At 44.0% G+C, this 20,352-nt stretch carries 21 protein-coding genes, 4 tRNA genes and 1 pseudogene; 16 read left to right on the top strand and 10 right to left on the bottom strand.

The window, feature by feature from the left end:
* Positions 1–120 precede the first annotated feature (120 nt).
* Positions 121–297: pseudogene (locus BUR09_RS16885) on the top strand (transposase); the annotation flags it as partial.
* Positions 298–349: 52 nt separating this feature from the next.
* Here BUR09_RS16885 and BUR09_RS11390 read toward each other — a convergent pair.
* Positions 350–694: a hypothetical protein gene (locus tag BUR09_RS11390; protein WP_074217076.1), complete on the bottom strand. Its 345-nt coding sequence runs from the start codon at positions 692–694 to the stop codon at positions 350–352.
* A gap of 473 nt (positions 695–1,167) precedes the next feature.
* On the opposite strand from BUR09_RS11390, the gene BUR09_RS16880 reads away from it, so the two are divergent.
* Positions 1,168–1,323, top strand: coding sequence for a hypothetical protein (locus BUR09_RS16880; protein WP_175566026.1), 156 nt, complete (start codon positions 1,168–1,170; stop codon positions 1,321–1,323).
* Positions 1,324–2,069: 746 nt separating this feature from the next.
* The gene (locus BUR09_RS17140; RefSeq protein ID WP_281248146.1) at positions 2,070–2,192 is read left to right on the top strand and encodes a hypothetical protein; all 123 of its coding nucleotides are present in this window, start codon (positions 2,070–2,072) and stop codon (positions 2,190–2,192) included.
* Between the two features lie 268 nt (positions 2,193–2,460).
* On the opposite strand, the gene BUR09_RS11385 is transcribed toward BUR09_RS17140, so the two are convergent.
* Positions 2,461–2,679 carry a hypothetical protein gene (locus BUR09_RS11385; protein WP_074217075.1) on the bottom strand — a complete coding sequence of 73 codons (219 nt, stop codon included), beginning with the start codon at positions 2,677–2,679 and terminating at the stop codon, positions 2,461–2,463.
* 300 nt (positions 2,680–2,979) lie between these two features.
* Positions 2,980–3,702: a hypothetical protein gene (locus tag BUR09_RS11380; protein WP_074217074.1), complete on the bottom strand. Its 723-nt coding sequence runs from the start codon at positions 3,700–3,702 to the stop codon at positions 2,980–2,982.
* A gap of 114 nt (positions 3,703–3,816) precedes the next feature.
* Here BUR09_RS11380 and BUR09_RS11375 point away from each other — a divergent pair, with 114 nt between their 5' ends.
* From BUR09_RS11375 to BUR09_RS11365, 3 genes are all read left to right on the top strand, one after another.
* Positions 3,817–4,398: a hypothetical protein gene (locus BUR09_RS11375; RefSeq protein WP_074217073.1), complete on the top strand. Its 582-nt coding sequence runs from the start codon at positions 3,817–3,819 to the stop codon at positions 4,396–4,398.
* Between the two features lie 370 nt (positions 4,399–4,768).
* Positions 4,769–4,951 carry a hypothetical protein gene (locus BUR09_RS11370; protein ID WP_074217072.1) on the top strand — a complete coding sequence of 61 codons (183 nt, stop codon included), beginning with the start codon at positions 4,769–4,771 and terminating at the stop codon, positions 4,949–4,951.
* Between the two features lie 139 nt (positions 4,952–5,090).
* A complete protein-coding gene (locus tag BUR09_RS11365) occupies positions 5,091–6,104 on the top strand; it encodes a hypothetical protein (protein ID WP_074217071.1) in 1,014 nt (337 codons plus the stop codon).
* Positions 6,105–6,322: 218 nt separating this feature from the next.
* Here BUR09_RS11365 and BUR09_RS11360 read toward each other — a convergent pair whose 3' ends face one another.
* The 4 genes from BUR09_RS11360 to BUR09_RS11345 form a co-directional block, all read right to left on the bottom strand.
* Positions 6,323–7,240, bottom strand: a complete 918-nt coding sequence (locus tag BUR09_RS11360; RefSeq protein WP_217694183.1) for a DMT family transporter — start codon at positions 7,238–7,240, stop codon at positions 6,323–6,325.
* Positions 7,241–7,663: 423 nt separating this feature from the next.
* A tRNA-Ser gene (locus tag BUR09_RS11355) sits at positions 7,664–7,758 on the bottom strand.
* Between the two features lie 63 nt (positions 7,759–7,821).
* On the bottom strand, positions 7,822–8,382 hold the full coding sequence (gene tadA, locus BUR09_RS11350) for a tRNA adenosine(34) deaminase TadA (RefSeq protein ID WP_084539455.1): 561 nt from the start codon (positions 8,380–8,382) through the stop codon (positions 7,822–7,824).
* Between the two features lie 9 nt (positions 8,383–8,391).
* The gene (locus BUR09_RS11345; protein ID WP_074217070.1) at positions 8,392–9,051 is read right to left on the bottom strand and encodes an LOG family protein; all 660 of its coding nucleotides are present in this window, start codon (positions 9,049–9,051) and stop codon (positions 8,392–8,394) included.
* Positions 9,052–9,246: 195 nt separating this feature from the next.
* Between BUR09_RS11345 and rsmD the strand changes: the two genes are divergently transcribed.
* From rsmD to BUR09_RS11305, 8 genes are all read left to right on the top strand, one after another.
* Complete coding sequence (gene rsmD, locus BUR09_RS11340) at positions 9,247–9,819, top strand: 16S rRNA (guanine(966)-N(2))-methyltransferase RsmD (RefSeq protein WP_074217069.1); 573 nt, start codon at positions 9,247–9,249, stop codon at positions 9,817–9,819.
* Positions 9,795–10,304: a pantetheine-phosphate adenylyltransferase gene (gene coaD, locus BUR09_RS11335; RefSeq protein WP_074217068.1), complete on the top strand. Its 510-nt coding sequence runs from the start codon at positions 9,795–9,797 to the stop codon at positions 10,302–10,304. The genes rsmD and coaD overlap by 25 nt, the downstream gene beginning before the upstream one ends.
* 4 nt (positions 10,305–10,308) lie before the next feature.
* Positions 10,309–11,229 (top strand): tRNA (adenosine(37)-N6)-dimethylallyltransferase MiaA, encoded by a 921-nt coding sequence (gene miaA, locus BUR09_RS11330; RefSeq protein ID WP_074217067.1) that lies wholly within the window; start codon positions 10,309–10,311, stop codon positions 11,227–11,229.
* A gap of 256 nt (positions 11,230–11,485) precedes the next feature.
* Entirely contained in the window at positions 11,486–12,409 is a 924-nt protein-coding gene (locus BUR09_RS11325; protein WP_074217066.1) for a hypothetical protein, read from the top strand.
* A gap of 44 nt (positions 12,410–12,453) precedes the next feature.
* Positions 12,454–13,449 carry a hypothetical protein gene (locus tag BUR09_RS11320; RefSeq protein ID WP_074217065.1) on the top strand — a complete coding sequence of 332 codons (996 nt, stop codon included), beginning with the start codon at positions 12,454–12,456 and terminating at the stop codon, positions 13,447–13,449.
* Positions 13,450–13,623: 174 nt separating this feature from the next.
* The gene (locus tag BUR09_RS11315; protein ID WP_074217064.1) at positions 13,624–14,295 is read left to right on the top strand and encodes an OmpH family outer membrane protein; all 672 of its coding nucleotides are present in this window, start codon (positions 13,624–13,626) and stop codon (positions 14,293–14,295) included.
* A gap of 277 nt (positions 14,296–14,572) precedes the next feature.
* Positions 14,573–15,544 carry a class II fructose-bisphosphatase gene (glpX, locus tag BUR09_RS11310; protein WP_074217063.1) on the top strand — a complete coding sequence of 324 codons (972 nt, stop codon included), beginning with the start codon at positions 14,573–14,575 and terminating at the stop codon, positions 15,542–15,544.
* 107 nt (positions 15,545–15,651) lie between these two features.
* Positions 15,652–16,542, top strand: a complete 891-nt coding sequence (locus BUR09_RS11305) for a DMT family transporter (protein WP_074217062.1) — start codon at positions 15,652–15,654, stop codon at positions 16,540–16,542.
* A gap of 188 nt (positions 16,543–16,730) precedes the next feature.
* Here the strand turns inward: BUR09_RS11305 and BUR09_RS11300 are convergent.
* Positions 16,731–16,807, bottom strand: a tRNA-Arg gene (locus BUR09_RS11300).
* A gap of 605 nt (positions 16,808–17,412) precedes the next feature.
* A tRNA-Arg gene (locus BUR09_RS11295) sits at positions 17,413–17,489 on the bottom strand.
* A gap of 324 nt (positions 17,490–17,813) precedes the next feature.
* Between BUR09_RS11295 and BUR09_RS11290 the strand changes: the two genes are divergently transcribed.
* Together BUR09_RS11290 and BUR09_RS11285 are read left to right on the top strand one after the other, a co-directional pair.
* Positions 17,814–19,562: a hypothetical protein gene (locus tag BUR09_RS11290; protein ID WP_074217061.1), complete on the top strand. Its 1,749-nt coding sequence runs from the start codon at positions 17,814–17,816 to the stop codon at positions 19,560–19,562.
* A gap of 34 nt (positions 19,563–19,596) precedes the next feature.
* Positions 19,597–20,049, top strand: a complete 453-nt coding sequence (locus BUR09_RS11285; RefSeq protein ID WP_074217060.1) for a type III secretion system chaperone — start codon at positions 19,597–19,599, stop codon at positions 20,047–20,049.
* 214 nt (positions 20,050–20,263) lie between these two features.
* Here BUR09_RS11285 and BUR09_RS11280 read toward each other — a convergent pair.
* A tRNA-Arg gene (locus BUR09_RS11280) sits at positions 20,264–20,340 on the bottom strand.
* Positions 20,341–20,352: the final 12 nt, after the last annotated feature.

Here is a 20,352-nt window from a genome sequence, read left to right as displayed (position 1 = left end):
TGTTATGTTTAGTGAATTTGCTAAATGGCTTATGTTTTCTTGTTCATCAGAAATTGTAAGCTTCCCTTAAAAAGACACACATCAAAAATAGAGTTTTTTGGCATAACGCAGTCAGGATACATCTACACTGAAACTAAGATTAGTGTGATTTTGATGGAAGGCGAAGCAAGCAGCAAAGGCAAAGACAATTGCTGTTTCCATGGAATATCAGGTGCGACCTACTACAAGTGGAAATCGAAGTATGGAGGTATGCAATCTTCAGATTTGAGACGGATGGAATATATGGAACATGAACTAAAAAAATGATCCTGCCACAATGTTGTGCGCAGGATCATCTTGTTGGTTCAAACTATAGTGTATGTGACTCGTAAGTGGAAGGTGGCTGAGCGGACTCTTGACCTTCGCCAGCTTGCTCATTCCACCCCTTTTTAAAGTCTCTGACACCTTCTTTGACATCTTTTTTAGCCTTGTTCAGTCCGGACTTAATGGCTTCTCCAGCATCTTTCGCTGCTTCCGTGCCTTCATCCATCATGTTGCGCATTGATTTCCCCAAATTCTCCCAGGTACTCTTTTCTTCAGCGTAGGCTTGTTGGACCATGGAAAAAATTGCTGTGTTATGCGAGTCTGTTGGAACGCTCGGGAGCGTTACGGAAAAGCAAAGAAAAAGAATAAATAAAAAGAATAACTTCTTCATAGTACCCTCATTAATTAGCAGTGAAACGTAATAGGCACCAGTGTGCAGCTTGTGCCTTTTTTGTAAGTTGTGCAGAAATCGCGCAGAGGACTGGTCCGCGCGCGATTTCTAATGTCTAAACATTTTATTTCTGCCATTCAAGGGACAATTCAGAATTTTCCTTTAACTCCTTCCATGTTTTAACTTCAATCGTCTGTATTTGATTAAAGAAAACAGGTTCGGTCCTGAAATTAGGCAGCGTAAAATATGTTTGGCTCTAATATGTGCGCACAGGAGCTTGCTTTGTAGAAGTGTGAACTGTCTCGGTCGCAATTTCGCAGGGCGCACTTGATCGCACTTTCGAAGCTCCCGACTTTTTTATTTGGTAAAGCCTAATTCGAAGAACTAGGAGAAGGAGATTTCTTATGATTCAGGCTCAAGCATGCCAGTCTAAGGCTGATATCGTAACTGATTTGTAGGAGATTTCAGCTCTTATGCGAATGTTGCATGGGAATGTAGCAGATTGTTATCAAGACCCTAATGACGGCTGGCGTTCGTTTGAAACGCCGTTCGAGCAGGAACAAAGGTGCTTCCAGCAATTTCTGCGCTGTGCGCTGCATAACGTGCAGCGTGTAATCAGCTTGCAGTAATGTGGTCATGAGATGGTGGTGAGTTGATTAAGAAGGGGGGAGAGCTGGATGTGGATAGGGGATAGTAGGGAGTTCAGCTCTCCACCCTCATTTTCTTTTGAACCGCTATGTTGTTCAAAAGAAGCGAGTAAGGTTTATACGGTGGTAAGGGGTAAGGTTTGGTTAAGAAGGGGGATAAAAGGAAAAAAGGACTTAAAGAATTCTGGGGAGAATCTTTAAGCCCTCTTTCTTAAAGGAGGTTGTAAAATGGAGTATGTGATGAATATATCAACTTCTTTAAGATATTACTACAAATGGAATAAGCATTGAGCGAGCTTATAAAGAGAATAATTCTCCGAACCTTTCAAGAGCTGGCAGCGGGGCTGCATTTAGACTGGTATGCGCGGGTGGTAAAAGTGTGCGATGCGCCGGAGAATGGCGGCATAAGTGAGCGATTCAGACCGCGGTATGCTGTAGAGGTGGAGATTCTTACACCGGAAGGGAGCGGGACAACGTATTCCCTGTTTACGAGGCTGTGCCGTTGCCTGTTCCGGTAGGTGTGGGCATGGAGTCCGGCATGGTTGTGTATAGCAGGCGGGCGCGCAAATATAGCAGCCGTGGATAGTCTAAAAATGATCACCGCGCGTGATCTGCGCTGTGTAGTGGCAGACAATAAGTGCGAAGCCGTGGGCAAAGACCATCAAAACAAGTGAAGGGCAGCCGTACAGCCAACATTAAAGGTTCACACAAGAACACAGTCGGCGGCAATGGCCACTCAGCAGATTAACGGCAACGCAACCCAGACCGTAGAAGGCTCGCTAACCGCAACCTCAAAATCCACCACAACCCACACCGCAGGCACCCTGTTCACAATCTCCGTACCAAGATAAAAATAGGCTCAACCTCTGGTAGCAGCGGCAGTGGCGGTGTCTCTCTATTGGATGAAATGCTGACTGTCTGGAAGGAAGTACGCGACGCTTTAATAGTGCTTTCAAACTATACACATCCAGTCTCCGGATCTGCCAAAAGTGCACCGCATCAAAGCGGAACGATAGCAGGGCATGGGGGAGAGGGTGGGGAATGTAGAGGAAGAGTTGATGGGATTAGGGGGTAGGATAAAGAAAAAGCCAAGCTTAGGGCTTGGCTTTTTTTATTACTTTATGCAGTTGGTTGAATTGTTGGTGTGCCGCAAGATAGCTTGCAAGACGAGTTAGAGGCCTCTGCGGAGACAGATCGCCCTTGGTCTAGCATTTTATTTAACAGGAGATATGAGCCATAAGCGAAGCCTGCCTTTAACCCTTTCTCTAACAAGAGGTTAGCAAGCTCCAAGATAAACTTTTGTGTACCAGACATTTCAGTGTTGGTGGTGTCAGACATATTCTCTCCAAAGGTAAGGGTTGTTCTTCAACGGTTGAGGAGCAAATAGATGCTTTTGCCGTAACCTTAGTAAGATAATTTTAGGAAAAAAAAGGCAATTACCGATGTGTGTAATTACCTTTTTGAACTCTTTGAGCCCTGGGGTTTTCCCAAATTATGGCTTCGCTTTTTGCGAATAGAAAAAGCTTTTAGGTTAGTTTTTCCTAGTTGTAAAGATATGATTTGATAGATAATAATTAATTATTGAGAGTTGAACTTAAGTTGTAGTGTAGGCAAAAACCGGAAAGGCGTTAGGTTGTCTTATAAAGAATTTGCTTCGAGGATTTTATCTATTCGTTCTTGAAGGGTCTCAATCTTAGTTTTGACAATAGAGTTACGCCTGAGGCTCATCCATTGCCAGCATTTTTCTATTTCTTTTCTGTATTCATTTCGTTGTTGTTCAACTTCGTCAAGCCACGATTTACCATTGATAAAAGTACCTTCTACATCTTCATTTTTTGGAAGATTAATTAGCTCGTTAGTATAATGAACATATTCATTGGCATAATATTTAATGTTTCTAACAAGTATTGGGATTTCACAGCAGATATTATAAGCATCGGTGTCGAGATGTATTTTATAACGAAACCGTTTGAATGAAATGTTGTCAATGAACTCAATATTATTTGCTAACCTGTTCTTAAGATTAACACTTACCTTTTCTGCGTGCCCCAAACTTGAAGTTGAAGGTGTTTCGCATTGCTGTAGTTGTTGAGTTGAGTCTTTAATAACAGCAAGCGCCTTATAAGCTTCGTCGGCGAAATTTATTGCTGTCTCAATGCGCTGTTTGTTTTTGTATTCATTTTTCCAACTATTGATCCCAAAAACGGCTATTAATGACAGAATGGAGGTTGCAGTTGCATTTGCCATGCTGAGAAATTGGTCGATGTTATCAGCTAAACGAAAGAGTATGCAGCCAACTGCAATAAAAAGTATTGTAATGATTGTGGTGCCTAAATATTTCTTAATGAACCGTAAAAGCATCCGTTCATTCTCCTTTGTATTTCGGGAGACTACAGGGTAACGCTCAAGGTTTCAAGATTGCCTCAAAGCCTCTTCTGTCATAAGAAGAGGCTTATTTTTTAGGAGGATAGTAAGATGAGGGAAGGGTGGTTTAAAGAAAACGGTGCGACTGTTGTCAGTATGATTTCAGTCTTGCTTTCAGCATTTATTGTTTATTCATCAAATGCGAGCTTAAAAGAGAAGTATGAGGCAGAGCAGAAGATTGAACAGCAAACTGTTGCTGTTGAGTATTATAAGTGGTGGCAGTTGGAGTTTCAGAAGAGTATTGCAGAGTATCTTGCAGCTCTTGATCTATTTCGTGATGCAAATATAAGAATTAAGGTGATTGTTTCTAAAGATGGATACAACCAGCCAGAAATATTAAATGCGTCAAAAGATGTAGACAGTGCTAAACAAAAATTGAGACGTTCTCACTATCAACTAGTTTGTTTATTAGATAATGAAAATGGTTCGCATCGTAATCTTTTGTTTTTCCTTGAAAAAGTTCGTCAGCAGGTTTTAAGAGAGAGCGTGCTTTCAGCGAAAGGTAAAGACTATAAACGCGATCTTGATTTAGAGGCAGAGTATTACCGTCTGATTAACGAAGTTAGAGATGATGCTTTTAATAAGCTTGAATTGATATCAAAATTTAATGAGTCTTTACCTTCCCCCAGTTGACAACCCACCAAACTCATATCCATTTTTCCCCTAGACGCTCTCAAAACCTACCTTTTTTGTTCACACAGGCGGCCATTCCGCTCCCGTAAGAAGTGTTTTTTGTGTCCAATGACCAAGATCCTTTGTCCATAGGATAGGTGCATTTTGCGCTTGGATGCATCTTTACTTACTAATGCCAAATCACGAACTATCCCAAGGAATGCTTCCAAGCATGGACGAGCTGCGCGACGCAGCTGCAACGCTCCAATAGATCCGCAAAGACACTTCTACAACAGAAAGCAGCGTTGCTCTGGACTACATTACAGACAAGCTCATTCAACTCGCGGACCACATAGATAGTGGGGTAGAGCGGAGGGTGGCAGCATGAGTCATGCCTGTAGAACAAACAGATCACGTAAAGAATCTCCACAACATTGCCCGCTCTCTTAACCTCATGCATGAAGAATTCGTCGGAAAGTATCTGGAACTGGTCTTTATTCTAAACAGTATGGAAAACGCCGTAGACGATGCCGCAGCCTACTTTGACGGAATGGAAGAACGGATTACAGGATAGAAAGATAACTTGAATGGAAATAAGAAGCCCCCTGTCTTGGTAGGGGGCTTCATTTGTAGTTCTAGGACGTTGTAGTTTGACTCAGATTTTTCAGGAGAGTAATGTCTGGAAATAACAAGAAAAATCACTTGGAGATTTTATGGATAAATCAAACCCAAAAACACTGTTTCTCGTCGTTGGTGCCGTATTTAGCATTCTTTGTGTGGAGCACTACTCAGAGATAAAGGGGATTTTGGCTGAGTTTTCCATTTTAAAGGACTTAGGAGAAAACTTACCTGTGATCGCAACTCTTGCTTCAGGTTTTGGAGTCTTATGGTATCAACGAAAGCGAGAAGCTGAAGAGAAAGCTAAAAGCACTTTATTAGCTTCAACGTATCGTCTTGGAGCTCAGTTTAGCACGACAGTTAATGTATTCTGCCTTTCAATCGAAAAATGGGTAGGTACTGATTGTGTTACTTTTTCGAAATTTTCTTTACTTAATGGACGGCAGCAAACGGATGTCTCAGAACTAGCAGCGATTGAAGGAATGACTGGCTTATTAACAGAACTGATTCTTGTAGAGGATAGTTTAGGGAATATGCGAGTTCATATGGAAGGAATTAACGAGTTGATTGATGAGGCTAATTCCGCACCGCCAGTGAAGAAGGTTCAATTACGAAATGAGATTATGCTCTCTGTAAAAGATTGTATTGAGATTGTACTTTCTAATTCAAAAGAGTTTAAGGCAGTTGCAGTAAAATTAAATAAGGAATTAAAAAAGCTTAAAAAAGGTGTCGAAATTGATATCGAGAGAACTGATGAGTTAATTGCAAAAGCTGAGGGGGTGAAGAGGGTTTTTGAAAGAATGAAATTAGACCCTCGCCCATCGTCTATTCGTGCATTTTTAGAACGTCTCGACAATAAAGTAGTGTACAAACATTTGAATGGGCTACAACAAGAATTTGGACCAACTGAGTTGCTCAATGGCGGGCTTGAATATTTAGTAAAAATAACCGCAGAGGAATATGGCGAAGACGTTGGTGAAGAATTACGTGTGGCTTTATTAGAGTGGCTTGTTGGTTTTTGGTATACAATTTTGGTGAGAAATACACAGCAGAAAGCAAAAGCATCAGCTGAGTCAGAAGATGAAAAGAAAAGTGCAGAAGCAGCATAAAAACTCCACCCCAGCATAAAAAACACTCCTCCACTCCCGCCTTCGAGCTTTTTTGCAATTGCGAACGGATTAAAGAATAGAAAGTAGATAGCAAATATGAAGCCCCCTGCCTTGGTCAAGCCATTAAGTCAGGTGCCGCAAAAAAGAAGAAGCCCCATGAACAACATGTTCTGGGGCTTTTTTGGGGAGAAATATTTTTTTGATTATCTTCTATTCAATTACAAGGAAGCAGCCTGCTGAGCGCGCTGTTTTTTCATTCTGTTTCGGACAACAGGGATTATGCCGCTGCAAAGAATAACCGTAGCGCCCAGTATGGCTAAGTTGTTAGGTATTTCAGAAAAGATCAGATAGCCCAAGACCATAGAGTACACAATTTTTATGTACTGCACGTTGGTAACAATATTAGCTTCACCAAGACTAAAGGCAGTCATAGAAATCCATTGTCCCAGAGATGCTAACCCGCCAATAAGAAGCAGCAAGAGCAGCTCTTCCATTGTAGGCCACTGCCACACAAACAAGGTCGGTATAAAGGCGAGCAGCCCTACAAACACAGCTTGATACGCCATCAATGACAATACTGGTTCTGTACGTGAAATCCATTTGATACATACGGCAGCAACCGCGGCGCCAAAGGCACCGGCAAGTCCTGTTAGCGTGTAGGTCAGCGTTAGATTGTCAAATGAAGGTTGTACAACAAGTACAACGCCTGTGAATCCTATGGCGATAGTCAATCGCCTGCTCCAGCCGACGTGCTCACCTAGCATTACAGTCGAAAGCACAGCCACAAACAAAATGTTTGTAAAGCTCAGTGCAGTTGCTTCTGCTAAAGGAAGGTGGCTTACCGTAAGGAATGCTAAGCAGTGCCCACTAAATGCTCCGATAACACGAAAAGCATGCTGAACTAGATTCTTTGACTGCCGCAACGTCTTCGCATTGCGACATATTGCCGGAAGCAATAACGCAATAAGAACAATCTGTCTGAAAAATACAATCTGAAACACATGGATACGATCACTGACAATGCGTACCACGATGGCAACACACAAAATCACTGCCGTAGAAACAAGCGCTAAGCACACGCCTTTTTGATTATCTGTCAGGTTTGGCGCAATTCGCTGTAATACTCTCTCAATCAACGGCTCTCTCCCGTAAAAAATTCCTCAATCGTATACAACATTGAGGTCGCGCCGTTGAACTATGAAATGCAGGTACGGTCAACCATTTTATCCTTTTTGATCATGCGTTGTAGAAAATAGATAAGCCCCATGAACAACATGTTCTGGGGCTTTTTGTAAGATAAAATCAAAAGGCAACATTCAGCCAAATGGCTTGCGCCTAGGCAGGGGGCTTATTTGAGAATTATAAGGAGGATCTTATAGCCCATTTTAACCGTTCAAAAAGACTCAGCTTCAGAATGAAAATTACTTCTCCGCTCCCGCTTCCTTGCTTTTTTTTGAAGTATCAAAGTGGGAGCGCATATATTTTCGCATTTCGTTACCGCCGCATATAAAATAAGGGCTTCATCCGATTGGATGAAACCCTTTATTCATGGTGTGTTATGGCGGAGAGAGAGGGATTCGAACCCTCGTTGGACGGTTAAGCCCAAGCACGATTTCGAGTCGTGTGCGTTACGGCCGGACTTCGCTACCTCTCCGTTGAATTTTTTTATGCAATTTTATACGGCATTGCAAGTTGTTAGCGGTAGAAAAGCAAATTGTTACGATGTGCTCTGTGTTTTCTGGCTTTTCTTAGCAGCTTTTATCTCTTTTCTGCGTTTTTTGAAGAAAGCGGAAAGCATGGTGCTGCATTCTTCTTGCAACACTCCGGATTTATGCCAGATTGCATGGTTGTGTAATGGCAGATCAAAGCTGTTGAGCTGTGAATCCAGTGCGCCGGTTTTAAGGTCCGGTGCGCCGTATACTACGCCTCTGATGCGGGCGTGAACCATAGCACCACTGCACATGAGGCAGGGTTCCAGTGTTACTACTAGTACCAAGTCTTCTATACGGTAGTTCTGTAGCTGCTCGCCTGCCTTACGCATGGCCAGAATCTCTGCATGCGCTGTGGGGTCGTTGCTGGTAATGGTTTTATTGTAGTCTTTGGCCACAATGGTTCCATCCGGTGCCACAAGAACAGCGCCTACAGGTACTTCACCAATGGCTTCGGCTTTCTGTGCTTCTTCCATGGCTATGCGCATTAAGTCGTCCCAGCTCTCCCAGCCTTGGGGCAGGGCGGTCAGGGCGTCGTAACAATGCTCTAATTCGCGTCTGGTCGTCATTCGATTTCCTTAGACGTCCGGTGCATATTTTATGATGTAGTCTACCACTTCCTGCGGGGTATCAAGCACAACCATAGCGTCTACTTCTTCCTCTGTAATGTAGCCGGAAGAAACCATCTGCTTGCGTGTCCAGTCCAGCAGACCGTCCCAGAATTCGCTCTTGTACAGAACAATAGGGAACGGCTTGATCTTGTTTGTCTGACGCAGAACAAATGCTTCGGAAAGTTCATCCAAGGTGCCGAACCCACCTGGCATTACTACGTATGCCATGGAGTATTTGATGAACATAAGTTTGCGCACAAAAAAGTACTTGAAATTGCATTCAATATCTATAAATGGATTGGAGCCCTGCTCCATAGGAAGATGGATGCACAGACCGACAGAGGTGCCGTCTGCTTCCTGCGCACCTTTGTTTCCCGCTTCCATAATGCCGGGGCCGCCACCAGTGATAACGCCGAATCCTGACTCAGAAAGGAGTCGTGCAATTTCTTCGGCTTCCTGATACATAGGGTGGTCTGACGGGGTGCGTGATGATCCGAAAATGGATACGCAGTTTGTCAACTCGCTTAAGTTTTCGATTCCATCAACAATCTCAGACATGATGCGGAAGAGTCTCCATGACTCTTTCATAGAGAGAGAATCGATTACATATTGCTTTGCTGTGTTCATTAGTAGCTCCGTAGTAGGTCTGGGGAATAGGCATTCGTCAGACTTGGAAATTGTTTTAGCAACGTGTAGTCTACGTGAATACGCGCAACCGGTTCAGTATCGGTACGCAATTGTTGTTTATAATATGGTATGAAATGAAAAGTAAATACACCCTTCTGGTTAAATTTTAGGGTAGTGTAAGGATATTATATAGTTATGCGCATTATCGCAGGTGAGTATCGCGGTAGGGTACTCAAAACTACAAGTGCACCGGGGTATCGCCCGGCAACGTCTAAAGTGCGTCAGGCTGTTTTTTCTATGCTGGAAGCACGTGGCGTATACTGGCCGGAGTGCCGAATTCTTGATCTTTTTGCAGGCAGTGGCTCTCTTGCATTTGAAGCCTTAAGCCGCGGTGCAGAAGAAGCATGGTTTGTTGAAATGAACAAAACCGCTGCTAAACTGATTAACGAAAACGCGCAGAAAATCGGTATTCCATCCAACCGTTACAGAGTGATGGCGGAAGACTTATTCAAGATCATCTCCCGTCGCGCAGCAGAGCCGTTTGATGTAATTTTTATTGATCCGCCGTACGGCAAAAACTTTTTGACTCCTGCCATGAAAGCGGTGTTGAAAAATGGTTGGCTTGCAGAAGGCGGCATTATTTGTGCCGAGGTAGAAGCGAAGCTGGATCTGCCACCGGAAGCTGATCATCCAGAACTCGAACTCATTGCCAACAAAGCATATGGCCAGACAAGGATTCTGCTATGGACAACAGAGGAGAGCGAGTAGCCGTTTACCCCGGCACATTTGACCCTATGACCATGGGGCATGTGAGTCTTATCAAACGCGGCTGCGAGATTTTTGACCGTGTAATTGTTGCGGTGGCTAACGACACCCCGAAGTCACCACTGTTTTCAATTACAGAGCGCGTGGCAATGGCGGAAGAAGTCTTTAAGGACACTCCGCAGGTGACGGTAGAACCATTCTCCGGTTTGCTTGTGGAATATGCAGAACGCCGCGGTGCGCACGTTATCCTACGCGGTCTGCGAGCTGTTTCTGACTTTGAATACGAGTTCCAGCTTGCATTGATGAACCGTAAGCTCAAAAAGCATATCCAGACTGTCTTTTTAATGACGGATTACCAGTGGCTGTACATCAGCTCAACCATCATTAAAGCAGCAGGTAAGCTCGGCGGCGATATCAAAGGGCTTGTTCCGGATAACGTTTACCGTAAGCTTCGCGAAAAATACGGGTACCCGTACCCGCTGAACTAAATATATGTCTAAAAAAATTCCTATTGTCTGTCTGGTAGGCCCTACGGGAGCAGGTAAGACTGCTGCATCCTTTAACCTATGTCGCACTTTTAACGGCGGCGTGGTTAATTTGGATTCCCGTCAGGTGTACCGCGATTTTCCCATCATTACTGCACAGCCGACAGCAGAAGAACAGCAGATGTGCCCGCACAAGCTCTACGGCTTTTTGAAGACCGAAGACAAGATTGATGCCGGTAAGTTTATGGATATGGCAACAGAAGCCATTCATCAAACCCGTGCTGAAGGATTGCTGCCGGTGCTTGTTGGGGGAACAGGATTCTACCTGAAAGCCTTGCTGGATGGTCTGGCGCAGATTCCGCGAATCGACCAGTCATACACAGACGAGGTGGAAGCGGAAATGGCAGAACGCGGCTCCGCACCGTTGCATGAAGATCTCACCAAGATTGATCCGGATTACGCTGCAAAAATTCATGCGAATGATCGTCAGCGTATCTGCCGTGCACTCGCTGTATACAGAGCCACAGGCAAAACATTCACATGGTGGCACGCTCAGCCAATGACGCCGACTCCGTTTCGCGGAATTCGTCTTGGTATCGACGTAACGCTGGATGAGCTGACTCCGTTGCTTGGCAAGCGCATTGATCTTATGATCGAAGCAGGAGCCATTGAAGAAGCACGCGAAGCACTCAAGTATAACGGTGATCCGACTTCCTTCGGGTGGTCAGGTATAGGTTGCGCAGAGCTGTACCAGTATATTAAGGGCGAGCTGTCTCTGGATGACTGCAAAGCGCTTTGGTTGAAAAACACCCGCGCTTACGCTAAACGTCAGCTTACTTGGTTCAGAAAGGATAAAGAAATCATCTGGGTTAAGCCGAAAGATTTTGAAACCATGAACCGCGAGGTTGAGCGATTTTTAGCTGAGTAGAGCTGTTTTGCCTTCAGCGGGCAGGCTCTTCTTCGTAGCCGCAAGGTACTGTTTGGTATTCGGGGGAATTCCTAGCAGTGTACAATATAAGTTTATAAAAGGGTGAAGTGTATAACTTCGCCCTTTTTTTATGTCGTACGTACTGTTTTGAGTGTCATAAGGGTAAGTGCTTATTGCAAATATATTGACGCTCGTTTTTTTTTATGATGTTGAACCAGTTCTTATAACCTTAGCTTATTGTTTCATAGAGGAATGTATGCGCAAATGTAATATTCTCCTTTTTGTTATGCTCATGTTCTTGTGGACAGGGTGTAGCGCAGTACATCAAAAAACAACAACATCACTTCCTGTAACTACACGTATTTCTGATGAAGCATCAAAAATATATGTAGTACGTATAGCAGATGTGTTCTGTGACAACACTTCAGTGACTGAGCAGCACATACAAGATTCACTTATAAGAGTTTTGGAAGTTAAACTTAATAGTATGAGTAGAGTGGCTGAAGAAGATGACTTGTATACGTTTACTCACCCTAGTGTGCGTTGGCATGATGTATCTACACTTCAAATTCAGGTGAAAAAGTCACTGCGTAAAAATGGTGAAGAACTTGAATGGCTGTTGCGTACGTATACTGCCTCTGTAGAGATGAACCATGACGCAGAAAAGAAAGACTATGAAGTGCGTCTTACCTCTAACAGCATTGTTACGGAGACTGCATCAGCCGGATACTACAAGTATGTTCCTGATGACGTCTATGTGCCGTCAAAGTGCAATCTTACAAATATTGTCCCGTCTCCGTGGGGGAAACACGACATCGCTGTGCGGATGGCACTGGGAAACACCATGCAGGATATTATGGATGAAAACGAGAATGTCGTTTTCTACCAGAAGATGAACACGGTTTCGTTCAGCGAAGCGGTTTCCGGTGATCCGGAAAAAATTCGCGTTGATTTTATGCGATACATGGCAGATGAGCGGGAAAGCGCTATTGTTACTCCGCGGGGAGTCTTTTTTGACGGCAAGTTGTTAGTTCAGCTGATAGATACGATCGAAGGCGTAACCTTTTTGAGTAATGTAAAATTACCAGAAGAAGTAGGGCTGAAAGAGATTCGTCACAGACTAGCTCTTGATGAATGGGTGATACTCGCTTTGACCAAAGAGTTTGTTAAAGCGCAGTAAACGTGTGTCGTTCTCTTTTACATAAGTAGATCATAGGACTATATATGATGAAGAATATACTCAGCCTGTTTTTTTTAGTTCTTTTTCTTTGCAGCGTGAATGCCACAGACTCTGTGGCTCAGACAGATTCAGCTATACAGAAGCCAGTAATGTATAGAGAGCTTTTTGCAGAACCGCGTGTAACCACTTTGCTTTCTTTGGATGCCTATAAAGATAAAACGCCTGTAACAAAAAAGCACCTTCAAGACGCTTTTGTTTCCATGATGGACTGGAAAGCTCTACGCAGTGGTATGGTACATCGGTATAACGAATACGCTATCTTTAAAGAATTAAACGTAAGCTGGGCTGGTGACACAAACGCTGCGGTTACGCTTATTCAATGGTTGTATAAAAACGGTGTTGCTGTTGATTATACACGAACAACATATTTTTTCACACTCCAATATATACATGATGCAACCAAGGGTGTGTATGAAGTACGCTGTTCTGCAAACGACATGGTTACGGAATCTGGAAGTGAAACACCAAAGCGTGTGCTTAACAGATATCGCAAGGAATGCATGTGGCCGCCATCTGTTGAGGAACAGGACAGAGAAATGCTTTCGCTCTTTACCAAGGAGTACCGGTACTTCAATAACTGGTCAGTAAAGTTCAAACGAGTTGAACCGTTCCATGCAGAAGTCGTGACTACTCTTGATAAAAAGTACATTGAACAGATGCTGCGACAACAGCTTCCTGCAAAGCGCACTGCATTGCGTGTGGCAGAAGACGGTGTCTACTGGGGTGATAAGCAGATTGTTACCGTTACGCAGGAAGAGGGGCAGAACAGAATTACAGCTGATTTTGATTTGCATTACACCATCTCAATGGATGGTAAGAAGTTAAAGAAAGCTGACTCGGTACCGCATTTGTATCTGCTGAAGACCTTCAAACGGTCTCTTGTTCGATGCGATGTTAAGGGGCAGGAACTTAAGAGAATCCGTAAATATACTGTAGAAGAGTATTTGAAGAAACTAGAGGCATATATCTTTTCAGAGTAAAAAATGTCCTTACCTATTATAGGCTGTTATTTTTTCGATAACCAGCCGCAATATTGTAATTAATCCTTGGGAAAAACCGTAATTTGCTTTATTTTCTTAGCACCTTCTGAAACTGGTGCCTGATTGTGTTGATCACGAAAGAATATGAGGCTTCAATAACACTTGGAGATATCGATGAAAAAGTTAGTATTGTTGTGTGTTGCTGTATGTTGTTTAGCTCTTGTTGGCTGTCAGCAGGAAATGAAGGGTGATGCCTCTCCAAAAGTTGCTGTAGTAGACCCTGCAAAGGTTTTTCAGGATTGTCAGCCGGGTAAAGACGGCATGGCCTATTTGGAAAAAGTAAGTGCTGAAGTTCAGCAGCAGTTTAAAGATTTGCAAAAAGAAGCTGCGGAAACAAAAGGTCAGAATCCTAATGTGGTGAGCGAGCTTCAGGCGGAAGTTGCTAAAATTCAGGAGCGTGTTTCTGCTGAGCAGCAGATGGTTGTTTCCAAGCTAAACGATTTATTCCAGAAAGTGCTTGAACAGTACCGCAAAGAAAACAATGTATCGCTTGTTATCCCTATCGAGCAGGCATTGAGCTACGATAAGTCTGTAGACGCAACTGATGAAATTGTTGCTATTATGAACAAAGAGAAAGTAACTTTTGAATCCCCTGCGTTAGCTTCAGATGAGGAAAAGAACGTAGAGTCAGAAGCAGAAAAAGTGGCTGATGAAGCTATTGAGGCGGAAAAAAAGGTTGAAGAGCAGGAAGGCGACGTTGCAAAGCAGGTAGAAGAAAAGAAAGATGAAGCGCCAGCTGATAAGCTTGTTGACACCCCTGACGCAAAAGACACAAAAAAGCAGTAATATTCACAAAAACCCTACTGGCATTTAGGGTTGGTTAATAGTATAGAACCGGGAGACCACATTGAAGTGGTCTCCCTTTTTTTATTCCGCGGTTTAAGCTTGAAGGTGCGTGCTACCTAGGGTAAACAAACCGCTGGCAGACCGTTGACCGCAGGCACGCTGCGTTGGTTTTTATTTTTTGCAGTTCAGAAGCTCTGTGATGTTTCACAGGCTTTGCTAATAATCTGCCACACATATTTTTATGTGTATCAGCAACTTATATTTTGGAGGAGACCCGATGGAAGCCGCCCACAGAAACCTTGCTTTAGACCTTGTTCGCGTTACAGAGGCAGCAGCATTGGCATCCGGCCGCTGGCTCGGCAAGGGACAGAAGAACGAGGGCGACGGTGCAGCCGTTGATGCAATGCGTTATGCCTTCAATAACTTGTACCTCAGCGGTCAGGTTATTATTGGCGAGGGTGAAAAAGATGAAGCGCCTATGCTCTTCAATGGTGAAAAACTCGGCAGAGGTAAAGGACCGCAGGTTGACGTTGCGGTGGACCCTGTTGAAGGCACCAACCTTCTTGCATACGGTCGTCCTAACGCTATTTCTGTTGTAGGTACTGCTCCAGCAGGTACCATGTACAACCCTGGTCCAAGCTACTACATGCAGAAGCTTGTTGTTCCACCAGCAGCAAAAGATGTTGTAGACATCGATGCTCCAGTTAAAGAAAACCTGAACAACATTGCGAAAGCTCTCGGCAAAGACGTTGACGACCTCGTAGTATTTGTTTTGGATAAGCCACGTCACGAACATCTTATTGCTAAGATTCGTGAAGCAGGCGCACGTATTCAGCTGCACACAGACGGTGACGTTGCAGGCGCACTGATGGCAGTTGATCCGCGCAGTGAAGTAGACGTAATGATGGGTACCGGCGGTACACCTGAAGGCGTAATCGCAGCTTGCGCAATCAAAGGTGTAGGCGGCCAGATCTTCGCTCGTCTTGACCCTCAGTCTTACGTGGAAAAAGAAGCGATCCTCGAAGCAGGTATCGACCTTCGCGAAATCCACACTGTTAATACTCTCGTTCGCAGCGACGAAGTATACTTCGCAGCAACCGGTATTTCCGGTGGCACCTTCCTTCGCGGCGTACAGTACACCGGTACCGGCGCAGTGACCCACTCCATGGTTATTAAAGGTCACAGTGGTTCTATCCGTTACCTCGAAAGCATCCACAACTGGGATCGCGTTCGCCCTGAAGGCTTATAGTCTCAGATTTGTTTGTAAAAAGGCTGCTCTTTTGAGTAGCCTTTTTTTGTGCACAAAAAACAGAACTCACTATGTGCTGTCACAACACAAATCGAAGGAATCAATCTATGGAAATCCTTAAGGCTCATGGCCTGATTCTGTTTGCAACTTTTTTGATTGCAGGATCATTCATCGCATCTGAAAATGTGACAGGGCAGGTGCACCCCGTCTCGCTGAACCTGCTCCGCTTTGTCATAGCAAGTGCCTGTTTAGTGCCGGCAGTGTTGTTGACTCCGCGCTATCGCAGGCAAATTCCTTCGGTATTTCCACGGTCATTCATTATCAGTTTCTTTTACTGTACCTATTTTGTTTGTTTGTTCGGAGCGCTGCTGACAACAACCGTGCTGAACACGGGCACTATCTCTACACTTACTCCGTTTATTACCGCATTGCTGAGTGCAGTGTTTTTGAAACAACGGGTGGGTTTGAAGCGTACCTTGGTCTATTTGTTAGGAGTGTTAGGCACCGTATGGGTTGTTTTTAAAGGGAGCTTGGATGCGCTCCAAAGTCTTTCCCTCAACTCCGGTGACATGCTTTTCATGTTGGGTGTCTTTTCCATGTGCGGGTATACGATTACACTTAAGCTTCTGTACAGGCAGGACAGTGTCGCTGTGCTTACATGTTGTACACTGCTGGGCGGAACAATCTGGATGGCGATTGCAGCACTGGTGTTTGGTATTCCGTTGCAGTGGAATCTGCTGACTGCTGGTGATTACGCAAGCATGTTGTACCTTGCCATCGGCACAACACTTGTTACTTCGTATCTGTTTCAGAAAGCATCAATCACGCTGACTCCAAACAATGTTACTGCCTACATCTACTTGAGTCCGGCATGTGTTGCTATTCTCGATTATGTAGTGAACGGCAATGCGTTGTCGTATTCAATCATGTTCGGCATTCTGATTTCTGCTGTGGCAACTGTGCTGTTGCAGGTCATGAGTTATACTGAGCAACGGTAGGTATCAGCTAATTAGAAAAGATGAGCCCCTTGTGGAGTTTTCCGCAAGGGGCTTTTTGTATGTAGTTTCAGTTGGGTATGGGGTCGATAGAATGTTGAAGGGGGGGATGAGGCAAGTAATGTTCTGTGGAAAAAATCAAAATTCCATAAAAAAAGGCTGCCAGTAAAACTAGCAGCCTGTATTAGCAATGGCGGGGATGGGAAGATTCGAACTCCCGACCAACTGGTTCGTAGCCAGGTACTCTATCCAACTGAGCTACATCCCCGCAGTGTCGTGCTGATTCCCTCAGCGCGAAAAGAGGTATATGTCTGTACGCCGTGATCGTCAAGAACTTTATGAAAAAAACTAGGTAAGTTTTTTAAATTCTGGAGCAGTGGCGTGTTGCTGCCCTCAAGGTGATATGCATTTCGCGTTCAGTATGCCGTGGAGTCCTTCTTAACGTAATGATTACCTGCCAGCGATAATGATGTGAGCGATTCGCTGTGTAATTCTTTCCTGTCATGAATTGGACCTGCTTTTCAAAAGTGAGCTTTTTAGGTTGAGCAGGGGGGAGCACTCATGACATTAGCACCCGAGCTGGAAGGAGGAATGTGATGAGAACAGAAATAAGAACGTAAAAAGTTCATTTAGTATCTCAAAATTTTTGATTTTTAATTTAAAGGCGATAATGCGGCGTATGGCAAAAAAAGTGCTTCTATGTAGGGTGTAAGTCGATTTATTTTTTTTATTCCCTTAAATCGAACGTATGGAATGGTGTGGAAAGTAGCTTTATGAGAAAAAGTTAGGCTTGGGAGGTTGGAGAGGGGCGCTGAGTATTTAGCAGGCATAAAAAAAGGCTGCCAGTAAAAAACTAGCAGCCTGTATTAGCAATGGCGGGGATGGGAAGATTCGAACTCCCGACCAACTGGTTCGTAGCCAGGTACTCTATCCAACTGAGCTACATCCCCGCAGTGTTGTCTGATTTCTCAGCGCGGAAAGATGTATATGCCTGTGAAGGGGGTTCGTCAAGAAGTTTTAGAAAAAAATATGCAAGGCAGGGGGTTGAGGATAGCTTTCTACGTCAGTTTGAGATGGGTGGTTTATGATAAGCGTTGCTCTGATGGTATTTGCGGATTGTTGGTGCTAATTTTTTTGTCAATTTGCCAACAAAGTTCGTATTGAAGGATTTGTGGAGGCTTTTCGTTCTTGAAAATAAAGCGTTTTTTTTTGGTACATTGTGTGCATCTGGAAGTTGTATGCAGTAATTTTTTTAGAAGTAAGGAGCGTACGTAATGCCACCTGTAGGAAATATTGGAGCTAACTTAGTTTCGCGGCCCGTAAGGAATGACACAATTAATGTCTCGAATGCGCAAGATGTTCAACAATCCGGGAGCGGCGTAAGCGCTGTGCGTCCAGACGTAGTTCGTGCTGCAGGACGTCAGGAAGTTCCTCGGGCAGATTTGTCGAAGTTGCGTGCTCAAAAACAGTCTCCGCTGAAAGAAAAACTTTCTCAGTATAAGCCAATGCATCTTGCGGTGAGTGTGCCACCGGATAACAGTTCTGCTGTGGTGAGCGCAAGTACCCTGACCTCAAAAGAGATACACAGCCTCACGCGTGTGATCAAAAAAATGTTGGGTAATGAAAGGTTCCATGATCCTGCTGACGGTAGAATTATAATGCACAATGCCCTTGCGGATACGCTTCAACCTCGCATTAACAATGGCGCACAGTTGTATCAATCCATTATGAGTGGAGAGCAGGTTACTTCAGATAAGGATGCAGTTCGTGATCTGATGACTTTTTTGTCAGTACGTGCACAGCAGAAGTCTGTTACATTTTCAGAAGGAGCTTTTGTTCTCGAAGATCAGGGTGGTCGACTGAAAAATTTTTTGGATAGAAATCCTGAAGGGTATATCCGCGCTTCAACACATATAAAAGAGTATCAAGCGGCTGGTAATACGCACCGTGGAATAGACATGGAGTTACCTTTTGCTAAAGGCACGTTGTTATATGGGGCTATGCCTGCGGATACGCCTGATGGAAAAGACAGGGTGTTCTTAAAAATGGAACCGCATGGTGCTGCGTTGTCAAAGCTGTTCGGAAGAAATTCTGGTGTGGAAGCAGCAAGCAGAAGGTTTAAATGGGCTGATATCGGACATTTCCTTCGTCATATTAAAACGACAATTTTCAGACCGAAGGAAGGCGGCTCAAGAAAGGAACGAGTAAGTACCGATATTAAAAAGGGTTTTACCAATTTGATTGCCGATTTTAAAAAGGTAGATCCAGAATTCGCAAATATCTTGAATGAAGGCAATCCTGCTGGCAGTAACTCCGGCCTTGGTGTGGCTCGTATGATGCGTAATTGCCAAAATGCGCAGGCGGCTCTTTCTCGCATTGCCCAGAGACTGGGGCTGGATTCGCAGATAGTGAGTGACTGTAAGGAACAACTTCAGCAGTTCAGCGATACTATGAAGCTTCGTTATGATAATATTTCGCTTCGTGTAGGTGATGAAATTGTTTTTACTAATGCAGAGCTTACAAATGTGGATGAGAGTCGTTCGACTTCAATTGAGGGGTTAACTCGCGCACTTTGCAAGCATAGCCTTTCTCTTCCGCAGGGTGCCACTCCTACCGCTAATTTTGTTCAGAAATTTGCTGTGTTGCTTACTCGTTTAACTAATGTCTTGCCGGACGATCAGGAAGTTGAAGATGATAGCGAGGGACCGCTTGCGCAGTCTCTTAGCAAAGAACTACAAACTCTTAGCGATGAACAACGAAAGGACATAGTTGATCTGCTGCAAACACCGCAGATGCTCGAGTTCAGTAAAACGGTCGGGGATACTTTAACAATGGCGAAGACTGATGCTGAGGCTGGTGTGTGTATGGAGTTACTTGGGGGAATCAGCACGTTGGCTGATGGAGTCGGGCTTAATATTTTGGACGTTCTTGAACGAACTGCTCCAAATTCTAATTTAGATTCTGTACTGATTATTCGTGATCTAGTGAATGTTTCTGAGCGTTTAAATAGAGAGTCGGCTTAGGTTGTCGTAGATCAGTTAACGTTGGGAGTTTTTTATGATCGTAGAACATACACAAGACGTATTGAATTCTGTCGGTGATATTATACAGGCAGACCTTACCCTTGATGATACTTTGCAGGCAGGTTGTGTTATTCAAGACATTCATGTCGCGTTTTCTTTACTAGAAGAAGAAAAATTGCTCGTAGTCGCTTGTTATCTTGGTTGCGTTTCTGAAGACGATACTGATCTTTTTTTTCAAGTGTTGAAGGCTAATTACATGTGGGCATATACAGGCGGGGCAACGCTGTCTATTGATGAGTCTACGTTGCAGCTCTGTTTGCATAGAGTATTCGAGTTACCTTTTGAAGAAATTGCCGACATTGAAGAGGCACTTTCAGATATTTTGGGTGCGGCGGAATATTGGAAAAAGCAACTGGATAGTGATGATCAATCCCTTGGGATGGCGGATCAAACGATGCATTTAGGTGCCCACAATATTCGAATTTAAGCACACCGTTTTTTATGTTTTTAAAAGGACCTGGCAATTGTCAGGTCTTTTTTTGTATGTGATGTGTGCGAGGGGGGACTGATAAATTGGGTGGTACATTGCGCAATGCAGGGGATGATAGATAGATCAGAAAGTGTAAAGGAAAGAACGGGGATGAAGAAGAGGGAATAAAAAAAGGCTGCTAGTTAAAAAAACTAGCAGCCTTTATAGACAATGGCGGGGATGGGAAGATTCGAACTCCCGACCAACTGGTTCGTAGCCAGGTACTCTATCCAACTGAGCTACATCCCCGCGTCGATCATG

Source organism: Halodesulfovibrio marinisediminis DSM 17456 (assembly GCF_900129975.1).
In the GTDB taxonomy this organism is placed as follows: Bacteria; Desulfobacterota; Desulfovibrionia; order Desulfovibrionales; family Desulfovibrionaceae; genus Halodesulfovibrio; species Halodesulfovibrio marinisediminis.
This window is presented reverse-complemented; position numbering and strand designations above follow the sequence as displayed.